Source organism: Nonomuraea sp. NPDC050394, assembly GCF_044459065.1.
Classification (GTDB): Bacteria; Actinomycetota; Actinomycetes; order Streptosporangiales; family Streptosporangiaceae; genus Nonomuraea.
This window is the reverse complement of the sequence record NZ_JBITIO010000013.1, coordinates 205,746-217,453: the sequence shown is the minus strand read 5'-3', so window position 1 is coordinate 217,453 and position 11,708 is coordinate 205,746. Positions and strand designations below refer to the sequence as shown.

10 protein-coding genes are annotated in these 11,708 nt (G+C 72.2%); 5 read left to right on the top strand and 5 right to left on the bottom strand.

The genetic code is table 11. From position 1 onward, the window contains the following. Positions 1–431: 431 nt before the first annotated feature. Positions 432–2,786, bottom strand: coding sequence for a VIT domain-containing protein (locus tag ACIBKY_RS39950; protein ID WP_397105302.1), 2,355 nt, complete (start codon positions 2,784–2,786; stop codon positions 432–434). Continuing rightward, positions 2,783–3,676 carry a helix-turn-helix domain-containing protein gene (locus ACIBKY_RS39945; protein WP_397105300.1) on the bottom strand — a complete coding sequence of 298 codons (894 nt, stop codon included), beginning with the start codon at positions 3,674–3,676 and terminating at the stop codon, positions 2,783–2,785. Before ACIBKY_RS39945 ends, ACIBKY_RS39950 begins: the two co-directional genes overlap by 4 nt. 103 nt (positions 3,677–3,779) lie before the next feature. Here ACIBKY_RS39945 and ACIBKY_RS39940 point away from each other — a divergent pair, with 103 nt between their 5' ends. After that, positions 3,780–4,247: a Dps family protein gene (locus ACIBKY_RS39940; RefSeq protein ID WP_397105298.1), complete on the top strand. Its 468-nt coding sequence runs from the start codon at positions 3,780–3,782 to the stop codon at positions 4,245–4,247. A gap of 33 nt (positions 4,248–4,280) precedes the next feature. Here ACIBKY_RS39940 and ACIBKY_RS39935 read toward each other — a convergent pair whose 3' ends face one another. Further along, complete coding sequence (locus ACIBKY_RS39935; RefSeq protein ID WP_397105296.1) at positions 4,281–6,674, bottom strand: P-loop NTPase fold protein; 2,394 nt, start codon at positions 6,672–6,674, stop codon at positions 4,281–4,283. A 101-nt stretch (positions 6,675–6,775) separates the two neighbouring features. Here ACIBKY_RS39935 and ACIBKY_RS39930 point away from each other — a divergent pair, with 101 nt between their 5' ends. Together ACIBKY_RS39930 and ACIBKY_RS39925 are read left to right on the top strand one after the other, a co-directional pair. Next, positions 6,776–7,819 carry an alkaline phosphatase PhoX gene (locus ACIBKY_RS39930; protein ID WP_397105294.1) on the top strand — a complete coding sequence of 348 codons (1,044 nt, stop codon included), beginning with the start codon at positions 6,776–6,778 and terminating at the stop codon, positions 7,817–7,819. A gap of 44 nt (positions 7,820–7,863) precedes the next feature. Then, complete coding sequence (locus ACIBKY_RS39925; RefSeq protein WP_397105292.1) at positions 7,864–8,319, top strand: MarR family winged helix-turn-helix transcriptional regulator; 456 nt, start codon at positions 7,864–7,866, stop codon at positions 8,317–8,319. Here ACIBKY_RS39925 and ACIBKY_RS39920 read toward each other — a convergent pair. After that, the gene (locus tag ACIBKY_RS39920) at positions 8,316–9,023 is read right to left on the bottom strand and encodes a lysophospholipid acyltransferase family protein (protein WP_397105290.1); all 708 of its coding nucleotides are present in this window, start codon (positions 9,021–9,023) and stop codon (positions 8,316–8,318) included. The genes ACIBKY_RS39925 and ACIBKY_RS39920 overlap by 4 nt on opposite strands. 157 nt (positions 9,024–9,180) lie before the next feature. Here ACIBKY_RS39920 and ACIBKY_RS39915 point away from each other — a divergent pair, with 157 nt between their 5' ends. Together ACIBKY_RS39915 and ACIBKY_RS39910 are read left to right on the top strand one after the other, a co-directional pair. After that, positions 9,181–9,939 (top strand): alpha/beta hydrolase, encoded by a 759-nt coding sequence (locus ACIBKY_RS39915; protein ID WP_397105467.1) that lies wholly within the window; start codon positions 9,181–9,183, stop codon positions 9,937–9,939. Positions 9,940–9,964: 25 nt separating this feature from the next. Next, complete coding sequence (locus tag ACIBKY_RS39910; protein ID WP_397105288.1) at positions 9,965–10,432, top strand: hypothetical protein; 468 nt, start codon at positions 9,965–9,967, stop codon at positions 10,430–10,432. A 9-nt stretch (positions 10,433–10,441) separates the two neighbouring features. On the opposite strand, the gene ACIBKY_RS39905 is transcribed toward ACIBKY_RS39910, so the two are convergent. Continuing rightward, the gene (locus tag ACIBKY_RS39905; RefSeq protein ID WP_397105286.1) at positions 10,442–11,557 is read right to left on the bottom strand and encodes a hypothetical protein; all 1,116 of its coding nucleotides are present in this window, start codon (positions 11,555–11,557) and stop codon (positions 10,442–10,444) included. Positions 11,558–11,708 lie beyond the last annotated feature (151 nt).

The following is an 11,708-nucleotide window of genomic DNA, read 5'->3' as shown; positions in this document are numbered from 1 at the left end:
TAACCCGAAAGATCACCCCAACCAACCCCCAGCCCCACAAACCCCGACGGGGAGCACCCGGGACCCCGGGGCGGCGATGTGTCGCGAGCGCTGGCTCACGGCGCCAGACCGCGGGTCGCGAGTGCGCGGTCACGGCGCCAAACCGCGACACCCCACCACCGCCGCCCATGGGCCCGCCGCGCAACGAGCGCCGGGACACCACAGCCGCGGCATCCCGCCGCCGCCCCTGGACCGCAACGCAACGCAACGGGACGCCGCGCGTCGAGAGCGCGCAAACCCCTGGCGAGCCGGCGAGGTCTCCGGCCGCCGCCGCTTGGAGTGGGGTGCCGCTTCGGGTGGGGCGCCGCTTGGGGGTGCCGCTTGAGGTGGTCCTGCCGCTCTTGGGGGTGTTGTGGGCGCCGGGTGGAGGTTCCGGCGCCCACATCGGGTGGTCAAGGGCGCTTCCAGAAGGCGGTTCTGGGGGTGCCGTCCGAGGTTCCTCCGTCCGAGGTTCCTCCGTCCGAGGTCATGGAGGTGAGGACCTCGATGGCGCGGGCCCACAGGGCGGCCAGGTCGGCGCCCGGCCGGTCGGCGGACTCCAGTTCGCGGGCCAGTGCCGCCAGTTCCGCGTGCCCGCCCAGGAAGGCGGCGAGCACGGCCAGCCGGGAGGCCAGGTCGGCCAGGTACAGGGGGTCGGGTACGCCTCGGGCCGCCTTCAGGCGGTCGAGTTCGGCCACCAGTTGCGGGCGTACCGCGTCGAGGGAGTGACGCACCGCGCCCGGGGCCATGGGCCGGGCGGCGGGCATGGCCCGCGCGAAGCCCCGTCCGCGCTTCATCGCCTGGCCGCCGCCCGCGGGAGGAGGCGGGGTGAATCCGCGCGGACCGGCGGCGCCGCCCGCTCCGCCGTAGCTCGCCATGCCGTCGGAGGCCTCGTGGATCTCGGCGACCGGCCCGGACAGGGGTGAACCGGGCGCCGGCATGTGGAAGGCGGCCGCGGCCATCGGGGCGGCGGCGGGCATGTCCCAGCCGCGTGGCATCTCGACCGGCTGTATCACCCGGTGCTCCGGTCCGCCCTCGGCGACCTGCCGGGTGTCGGCGGCCACGTAGGCGGTGAAGCGGCACAGCACGCCGTACTCCAGAGAGGTCCGCACGATCTGGCCCTCCAGTTCGTGCTCGCCCATCGCGTAGCGGTCCTCCAGCTCGCGCAGGTGGGCGCGGGCCCAGACGGCCCTGAGCGCGGGGTTGTCCACGACGGTGGCGGGCACCTGCTCCTCCCATGGCGCGCCCGCGGCCAGCCCGCGCACGGTCACGGCGGCGGCCTCGCGGTATCGGCCGTACACGCGCAGCGGCACCCCGGGGAAGATCGAGCCCAGGTGCGTGACGGTGCCCGGCTCGGTCTCCAGGCCCTTCAGCGACAGGTCGGTCACCAGCGGCGCGCCGATCCTGCGGTGGATCTGCTCCATGGCGGCGTCGAGCCGGTCCTCCGACTCGACCAGTTCGCAGCGCCCGGCGCCGAGGCCGGCCAGGCGGCTCAGGAACCCGGCGTTGACCGCCTGGTCGATGCCGACCGTGTGCACCCGCATGGCCGACAGCGCGCCGCCGGTCTGCTCGAGGATCTGGTCCTCGTTGCCGACCTGGCCGTCGGTGACCAGGACGATCACGCGTTCGCGGGTGGTCTCGCCGAGCAGGGTGATCGCCTGGCGCAGGGGTTCGAGGAGCTCGGTGCCGCCGCGGGCGTCCATGCGCGACAGGTGCTCGACGGCCCGGTAGCGGTTGCGGTCGCTCGCCTCGCGCAGGCCGTCGAAGGCCGCCTCGACGTAGGAGTCGAACGCGAGTACGGCGAAGCGGTCCTGGTCGGTGAGCGTGTCGACGATGCGGGAGGCGGCGCGGCGGGCGGCGACCATCTTCCAGCCGCCCATGCTGCCCGAACGGTCGAGCAGCAGCACCAGGTCCCGCGGCGTACGCGTCCCGGCAAGCGGCGGCGGCACCACGGTGAGCGCGAACGTCCCGGCGCCGTCGAGCTGCAGCGCCGTCGAGGCGTCGAACCCGAGGCGCAGGATGAAGTCCCGGTCCAGCCGTTCGCCCGGCTCCAGGCTGAGCCGGTCGCCCTCCCGCCGGACGAGGTGCAGGCTGGAGGCCAGCTCGCGCAGTTCGAGGCCGGCGGCGTCCACGTCGACCGTGAGCGACAGCCGTACCGGATTCGGGAAGCCCGGCAGCAGCACCGGCGGCGAGATGCGGGAGGCGTCCGGCACCGCGTCGGTGTCGGGCACCACGCCGTCACCCGCGGGCGTCCCGTCCAGCGGCGCGCCGGGAACGTAGCGCGGCGCGACCACCAGCGGGAAGCGGAAGGTGGCGGCGCCGTCCTCGTAGGGAAGCGGCTGGCTCAGCGTCAGCCGGACGGTGACCCGCTCGCCCGGCACGATGTTGCCCACCCGGATCGTGAACACGTCCGGCCGATCCTCCTCCGCGATCGCCGCCCGCCGCCCCTCGCGCAATGCCTGGTCGTAGTCGGCCCTGGCCTCACCGCGTTCCTTGAGCACACCCTCGATCACCCGGTCGTCGGCCTCCATGCGGAAGGCGGTGACGGCGGCGCGGTCGGGCAGCGGGAAGACGTAGGTGGCCTCCAGCGGCACCTCGAACGGGTTCCTGAACCCCTGCGCGACCTCCACCCCCGCGACCAGCCCCGAGATGGAGGCGGCCACGTCGACGCTCTCCAGCGGGAGGTTGCCGCGCCCGGTCTCCAGCGCCCCCAGCCCGGCGTCGGGCAGCGGCAGGCAGCGGGCCGGATCGAGAGAAGTGATCTTCATGTGAGCTTCCTCTCCTGTAGCACCTGAAGAAGCGGTCCGGCCGCGGCGAGGACTGCCTCGATGTCATCGTCTGTGGGGGTACGGCCGGCGCCATCCAGCACCAGCGCCACCCCAGGCGCCAGCCACACACCGGAAACCCGCCCACCACCCCGATCGGGTTGCCGGGTGACTTTCTGGACGGCCGCCGATACGGCTTCGCGGGCAGCCTCCCGCGGGGCTTTCCGGGCGGTCTCCTGGGTGGCGTCCCCCGCGAGCCCACGCGCGGCCTCCGGGGCAGAACACCCGGAGGCAGAACCCGGGGAGGACGGACCCTGGGAGGACGCGACAGCCGCCTCGGGCTGACCTGCACCGGCGGAAGCACCGTCGGCGGAGCGCGCGAAGGGCTCCGCCCGGGGCGGCCCTCCCGGCCCGGCCTGTGTGGTGGGTCTCGATGGGGTGGGTTCCGTTGTGGGGTGGGAGGCCCAGAAGCGGGGGCGGGGGGCCTCGTCCCGGGTCCCGTCGGGAAGCTCGCCACCCAAGCCTTCGCCCAGATCGCCCCCCAGGTCGCCACCCAAGCCGTCGCCCAGGTCGCCGCCAGGAAGGTCCAGGTGGGCGGTGGCCTCCAGCATGGCGTCGGTGGCGCCGGTCAGGCGGGTCTGGATCTCGGCGATCGAGTGGCCCTCGGCCTGCAGTCGTTTGACCGCCACGACCTGGAGCAGGTGCCGCCTGCCGTACTGGGCGAGGCGGCCGCGTCTGGTCAGGGGCGGGTCGACGAGGCCGATGGTCGTGTACCAGCGGATGAGACGCTCGCCGGGCACCTCGCGGATCCGGCCGTTGGCGCGCTGGAGACCGGGCCGAAGCGCGTCCGCCGCCCGCTCAGCCAGCTCGCCGATGGTCCAGGTATCCCTCATACCCTCACAATTACACTGTCATTATTACAGTGTCAATGCGGAAGAATCGGGCAGCAAGATCTGTTGAAAAGAGAGGAAGCGGATCGAGAAGGAGGATTCAGATATGGCAGCGATCACCGGACCTCTCTCCGGAGACGCCAAGAAGGTCGTGGCCGACGCGCTCCAGGGCGCGCTGGTGGACCTCGTCGACCTCTCCCTGGTCGCCAAGCAGGCGCACTGGAACGTCATCGGCGCGCACTTCCGCCCGCTGCACCTGCAGCTCGACGAACTCGTCGCGATCGTGCGCGAGCACGCCGACACGCTCGCCGAGCGGGCCGTGGCGCTGGGACTGAACCCGGACGGCCGGGCCGCCACCGTCGCCGGCTCGACGAAGCTGGCCCAGCCCGAGCGGGCGTGGATCGAGGACGGCAAGGTCGTCGCCCTGTTCACCGACATCCTCGAGGGCGTCATCCAGCGTCTGCGCGAGCACATCGCCGCCACCGACGAGCCGGACCCGGTCACCCAGGACCTGCTCATCGCGGTCGCGCAGGACATCGAGAAGCAGCACTGGATGTTCCAGGCACAGCGCTAGAGAAGGGCTCAGCGCTAGAGAAGCACCGCTGCGCTAAAGCAGTGTGCGGACCAATGCGGCGATCGGTGGCCGGGTGGCCAGGAGCTGGCGCAACGCCTCCTCCTCAGCCAGCCCGGCCTCCGCCATCGTGCGCGCCCACCCGTCGCCGTCGCACGACAGCGCCGCCTCCTCCAGCCGTTCGAGCACCGTGGCCCCGGGGTGCGCCTCCTGCGCCAGCGCCCACAACAGGTGCGGCCACCTGATCGTCAGCGCCGCCACCTTGGCCACGCACTCGTCACCGTGATGCGGCTGCCCGGCCAGATGGCGGCGGTAGGTGATGAAGGAGTAGAAGCGGAAGACGTTCAGGTACCGCTTCACCTCGCGCGGATTGGTGAGGTTGAGCGCGGGCAGCGCCGTCTCCACCGCCCGGCAGGCCCGCTCATCGCTGTAGAGCTCGTCGAACACCCGGTCGGCGGCACGGGCGGCGGCGAGGGAGGCCGCCTCGGACGGTCCCGCCGCCGCCCGCGCGCTGCGGGCCGCCTGGTCCAGCGTCTCGATCGTCGGCGACAGGCTGCGGATCGCCGTCTCCAGCCGGTCGACGAGGTCCGCCCCAGGCTCCGGCACGGGCTGGGCGAGGGGCGCGGACGAGCGCAGCCCCAGTACCTCCTTGATGTAGTCGGGCGCGCCCTCGTCCAGTGACGGGACGCTCAACGGCAACTGCACGATCTTCTCCAGGAAACGCCAGCCGAGCCGGTTGGTGCGCTCGTCGGGCAGCGTCCCCATCAGTTCCCGGTAGGCCAGCCCGACGTGCGCCGCGACCACCTCGGGCTCCATGCCCAGCACGAACACGCAGTTGCCGAAGTCACCGGCCACGAACAGGTTGATCGCCTCGATCACCTGCGACACCGTTCCGGGCGAGCAGCGGTCGAGGTCGTCGACGAAGACCACCAGCGGGCGTTCCTCGGTGGCGACCAGGTCCAGGACCCGCCGCATGTCGCCCTGGACCAGGTGCAGCAGCCCGGCCTGGTTGCGGTAGCCCTGGTCGGCCACGCCGAAGCGGGCCAGCGGATCGGGCTGGCGCACCAGCGGGCCGAAGGCGCCGTCCGCCGACTCGGCCAGGAACCTCGCCATCCGCATCACCCCCGCGCCCACCGAGGCCAGGCAGCCGGCCGAGGCGACGGCGGCAGCCGTACCCTGCAAGGAGGGGAACAGGGCGCTGGCGGCCACGCAGGCGGCGGTGACCAGCCCCGTGGCCAGCAGCCCGAGCGCCACGGGCGCGAGGCGGGTCAGCGCCAGCCAGTACATGCGCCGGCGCACCTCCTCGGTGTCGATGCGCGACAGGTTCAGCTCCAGCCAGAAGCGCTCGCGCTCGGCGGCCGGCAGCCGGCCGGTGATCTGGCTGATGATCTCGTGGGCGAGCCCGGCCCAGACCTGCTCGCCGTTCTGGTACATCCAGGGGTTGAACCACACCGTCGGCCGCCAGCCCGCGTCCGCGGGCGCCTGCGCGCACGCGTCGGCGGGCCGCCGCACGCGCAGCCGGCCGAGCACGTCGAGATTGGTCAGCCTCCCCGTACGGCGCCGCAACCGCAGCCCGCCCGACCCCGGCGGATCCAGCAGTTCCTGCACCATCCGCATGAGCGAGGTCTTGCCCGCACCCCACGGCCCCTTGATGCCGATCGTCAGCGGCGGCGAGGTGTCCCGGTGCCGCAGGAACGCCGCGATCGCCTCGGCGTAGACGCGGTGGCCCAGCCGGTCGTCGAGCGTCCAGCGGTCGGAGGCCAGCAGCGTGCGCGGCCGTACGGCCCGCCGCTGGGCGTCCCTGCGCCGCCTGGCCGGATCGGCCGTGAACCGCTGCCCGGTGCCGACCGGCACGTGCGCGATGTCGCCGTGGCTGAAGAGCATCGCGGTCAGCCCGGAGCCCGCGTACCTGGCGGTGGCCAGTTCGTGCAGGTCGGCGATGGTGAGGGGCCCGTCGGCGGCCAGCAGCGCGTCGGCCAGGACCCCGGTCAGGCTGGGCGCGCTACCGGGCCGGTCGCTCGTGGAGGCCATGGAGGCGGTCAGGGCGGCGGCGACGACGGGCGGGTCGCCGGGCACGTTCAGCCGGGCCTCGCCGTCGCCGTTGACGACCCAGCCGAAGTCCACGACCAGCACCAGCGCGGCGGCGGGCGAGTCACCGAGGCGGCGGCCGAAGTCCACGATGAGCCGCGTGAACGAGCTCGGCGCCCATCCCGCGCCCGACGGCCAGCGCACCAGCAGCAGTTCGTCCGGCCGGGCCGAGGTCAGGAACGCCGCCAGCTCCCGCGGAGCCGCGTCGGCGGCCTCCACGGTGCGCACGTCGTACCCGGTCATGCGCAGCGCTCTGGCCAGGCGGGGCGCCGATGGTGTCCCGTCGAGATAGACCAGGGCCCTGCGTGTCTTGATCGCGGGCGCCAGCCGTAGTGCTGTCATGATCGAAATGTGCCGACTCCGCGGTACCGGTGGCCCCAGGTTTGCGGAGAGTTTGGCCTTGCGAGTACCTCCCATTCACGTCGGTGCGATCGACTGACGGCATGTTGCCCAGCACGCCCCTCCGCGCGAGCGCCGTCGTGGCGGTGGGCACGCTCCGGCAGGGTACGGCCCGCGCCGACGCCGGCCCGTACGGGCCGCTGCTGCCGCCCAACGGCGACGGGCTCGCGCTCCCCGAGGGATTCACCAGCCGGACCGTCGCGAGAAGCGGGCGGAAGGTGGCGGGCCTGAAGTGGCACGCGGCGCCCGCCGGCGGCGCCTGTTTCCCCGACGGCGACGGCTGGATCTATGTCTCCAACTCGAAGGTCCCCCTGCTGGGCGGGGCCTCCGCGCTGTGCTTCGGCGCCAACGGCACCGTGATCGAGGCCTACCGCGTCCTGCCGGGCACCACGCTCAACTCCGCCGGCGGCGCGACACCGTGGAACACCTGGCTGTCGTGCGAGGAGACGGAGAGCGGCCGCGTGTTCGAGTGCGACCCGTACGGCGAGCGCGCCGCCCGCCCCCGCCTGGCGATGGGCAGGTTCCGGCACGGGGCGGTGGCCTGCGACCCGGAGCGCCAGGTGGTGTACCTGACCGAGGACGAGCCCGACGGCTGCTTCTACCGCTTCCGCCCCCGCGACTGGGCCGACCTCACCGAGGGCACGCTGGAGGTGCTCACCTCCGGCGGCGCGTGGCGCCCGGTGCCCCAACCGGCGGCGCCGGTCGAGCCGACCCGCTTCCAGGTGCCCGACGCCCTGCGCTTCGACGGCGCGCGAGGGTGCCGCTACGCGGACGGGATCTGCTCCTTCACCAGCGAGGGCGACGGCCGGGTGTGGAGCTACTCGGCCGGCACCGGCCGGCTGGAGCCGGTCCGCGACGTGAATCGCCCCGGTGGTCCGGGCGAGCGGTTCGTGATCAGCGTGATCACCCGTGCCGGGGAGGTGGCGCCCTTCGCCCGGCTGGAGGGGCACGGACACTCCGAGCCGGCCGGTCCCGCCTTCAGCCCGGACGGCACCCGCCTCTACTTCTCCTCCCAGCGCGGCCGCACGGGGGCCAGGGCCGGCACCGACGGGCACACGTTCGAGGTGACCGGCCCGTTCCGCGCGTGAGAGGTGATCGCGCGGGCGCCCGCCCGGGGTGGTGCAATGGTGGGGTGACACAGACACGGTGGCTCGACGAGACGGAGGCGGCCGCCTGGCGGGCCTTCCTGTTCACCGCGCACCTGCTCGAACGGCGCATCGAGGAGCAGCTGAAGACGGAAGCCGGCCTGACGCATCCGCAGTACGAGATCCTCGTGCGGCTGTCCGACGAGCCTGACCGGCGGCTGCGGATGACGCAGCTGGCCAGGGAAGTCGTGGTCACCAAGAGCGCGCTGACCTACCAGATCACCCAGCTGGAGAAGGCGGGGCTGGTGGAGCGCACCACCTGCCCCTCCGACGACCGGGGCGTGCTGGCGGTGCTGACCGACGACGGCCTGCGCTGCCTGGAGCGCACCGCGCCCGGGCACGTGGACGTGGTGCGCGAGTACCTCATCGACCACCTCACGCCCGACGAACTGCGCACGATGACACAGGCGCTGCTCAAGGCGCAGGCCGTGCTGCGGGACTAGGACTGCTGGCGCGCCGCGCGGGCGGCGCGCTCGATCTCGACTCTGGCGCTGGCGGCGTACTTGTCGACGTACTCCTGGCCGGACAGCTCCATGAGCGCGTACATGATCTCGTCGGTGACCGCCCGCAGCACGAGCCGGTCCTCCTCCATGCCGTAGTAGCGGGAGAAGTCGAGCGGCTTGCCGAAGCGTACGCCCGGACGGATGCCGAGCTTGGGCAAAACGCGGCCGGGCGGCATCATCTCGTAGGTGTTGACCATCGCCCACGGGATCACCGGGACGCGCGACTCCAGGGCCATGCGGGCCACGCCGGTCTTGCCCTTGTAGAGGCGGCCGTCGGGCGAGCGGGTGCCCTCGGGGTAGATGCCGAGGACGTTGCCCTCGCGCAGGATGCGCTTGCCGGTACGCAGGGCGGCTTCGCTGGCCTTGCCGCCGGAGCGGTCGATGGGCACGGTGCCGACCCCGCTGAAGAACATCCGGGTGAAGAAGCCCTTGAGGCCCCGGCCGGTGAAGTAGTCGGACTTGCCGAGCGAGATGACCTTACGGCGGAGCTGGAGCGGGCCGAAGAAGTGGTCGGCGAACGACAGGTGGTTGCCGGCGAGGATGGCCGGGCCGTGCTTGGGAACGTTCTCGACGCCCTCTGCCCAGGGGCGGAACACCACGTGGAGGATCGGCGCCAAGATGGCCTTGACCACCCAATAGAACACCCGGCCACCCCTTCGCGAATCTGGTTCTGCGAGCAGAGTCATCTTCGCATCCCAGGGCCGATGCTCCTACACATGCTCTCGCACTACGGCGATAACCGTGCGACGATCGGGCAATTCCGGGATGAATTACAACCACGCCGATGTTGTGGGAGCTGTCATGCCGCTCATGTCTGGCGCTGAGCCATACCACCACGAGGCCGGTCCGGTCGGCGTGTTGTTGTGCCATGGATTCACCGGCACGCCGCAGTCGCTGCGGCCGTGGGGTGAGTTCCTCGCCGGCCACGGGCTGAGCGTGTCGCTGCCACGCCAGCCGGGACACGGCACGACGTGGCAGGAGATGAACCGCACCCGCTGGGAGGATTGGTACGCCGAGGTGGAGAAGGCGTTCCAGGATCTTCTCGGACGGTGCTCGGAGGTGTTCGTGGCCGGGTTGTCGCTGGGCGGCTGCCTCGCGCTGCGGCTGGCGGAGGTCCACGGACCGGCGGTGAAGGGGGTGGTGGTCGTCAACCCGTCGATCGCGCTCGACGTGCCGCTGCTCAGGCTGGCGCCGGTGCTCAAGTGGTTCCTGCCGTCGGTGCCCGGAGTGGCCAACGACGTCAAGAAGCCCGGGGTGCGGGAGCTGGCCTACACGCGGACCCCGGTGAAGGCGGCGGCGTCGCTGCCGAGGTTGTGGTCCTTGGTCCAGGCGGATCTGACCAAGGTCACGCAGCCGCTGCTGGTGTACCACAGCACCGATGACCATGTAGTCAAGCCGACATCGGTCGGGATACTACGACAAGTCCTCAAACACGCGACGATCGAGGAACTCTCCGATAGCTACCATGTTGCGACGCTGGATAATGATGCCGACAGGATCTTTGCCGGGAGCCTCGACTTCATCCGGACACATGCCTCGGTACCCTTGCAGAGGGACTGAACGCACCCAGGGGGAAGGCGCGTAGGTGACGCCCCAGAGTGACGAGGACGAGGTCTGGCGTCAGATCGTCGCGTCCTTCAACGAGACAGCCGAGCGCGACTCGGCCGACCAACCATGGCCCGACAGCGAGAACGTGCCGGAGGAGCCGACCCGGCGGGTGGTGCGTCCGCCTGAGTTCCGCGAGGTCGACACCGATCTCGCCGAGCCCGAAGGCGAGAGCGAGCCGGTGCGCGAGGAGGAGGAAGAGGGGCATTACGTGCCGCCTCCCCCGCCCCCGCTGCCCAAGCTCGACCTGCCCACCAAACTGGCCTGGGTGGCGCTGTTCGGCGGCCCCGCCTATCTGCTGCTGGCCGCGATGGCCGAGTGGGAGATGGAGGGCTGGGCGCTGTTCACCGCCGTGGCCGCCTTCATCGGCGGCTTCGTGGCGCTGGTGGTGCGGATGGGCGACGGCCCGCCCAACGACTCGGGCTGGGACGACGGCGCGGTCCTGTAGCGCCCGCCCTCAGGACTGGGTGGGCGTCTTCAGGCCGAACGTCTCCACGACGTCGGTGTAGCGGTCGGTGGCGTCCACGACGTGCCCGACCGCCCACACCGTGCCCTTGCCCGGCAGATAGGTCACCGCCTGCAGGCGTACGGCGTCGCGGCCCTTGAGCGTGCCGCCGCCCCTGATCACCTGGAATCCGTCCTTGCCCTGCCGCATGAGGAAGCCCTCGGTCGGCCGCGCCGCGTCGTAACCGGCGATCCAGTAGCGGCCCTTGCCGTCGCCCGTGACGCCGTAGAGACGGGCCTCGATGGCGGGCAGCTTCTCGCGGGACCACTTCTTGCCGTTCCACGACAGCACGAGCGGCTCGACGCTGCCCGGCCCGTGGTAGACGCCGCCCACGGCCAGCGCCCGCTTGGCGTTGTCGACCTGGATGTCGCGCAGGTAGCCGCCGGGCACCGACGGGACCGGCATCGCCTTCCACGAACCGCCCGACTGCCGCACGATCAGCGGCTGCTCCCCCGTGTCGCCGACCGCGAACCCCGAGGAGACCGCGTAGAGCGCGCCCTTCTCCTTGGTCTTCTGCACCGTCCAGGAGTTGCCCTGGCCCGTGACGATCAGCCCGGTCTTGTCGCGCCGCCCGACCGCGACGACCTTCCCGCCGCGCGCGTCGAGCCCGCCGAGCCAGTCACCGCTCCAGAGCCCCGGCACCTGCACGCGGTCGAAGCCCGCGAGGTCGCCCTTCGCCAGGTACGGCAGGCCGTCGTGCCCGTCGCCCAGCGCCCAGACCTCACCCGGCGCCGCGGCGGCCACGCTGCGCAGGTTCCCCGCGCCGGTGGAGTCGCGGATGGCGACCTCGCCCCAGGCCTTGCCGTTCCAGTGGCGGATGGTGCCGCGATTCTTCCAGACGTCCCAGATCGCCTGCTGGCCCACGGCCCAGATGTCGCCCGCGGACAACGCCAGCACGTCGGAGAGCGAGCCGTCGGCGTCCAGCCGCGCGCTCGTCGACTGCTGCCACGCCTCGATCGTGGCAGGGCGAGGGTCAGCATGCGCCGCTCCGGCCGGGGCGACCAGCGAGGACGCCAGACACACCGCCGCGGTCAGGGAGAGCGCACGCCGCCGAGAGCGACGGGTCATGAGCAAATGGTACGGGCTGCGCGAGCACGCCCGCCCGGGGACCCCGCCATCAGGCCCCGGGCGGCACCGGGGCCCTTGCGCCACCGGGGTCCCGTATTACCCGGCCCGACCTGGGCAAGATCACTCAGCGTGTGCGGATCGACACGGGAAG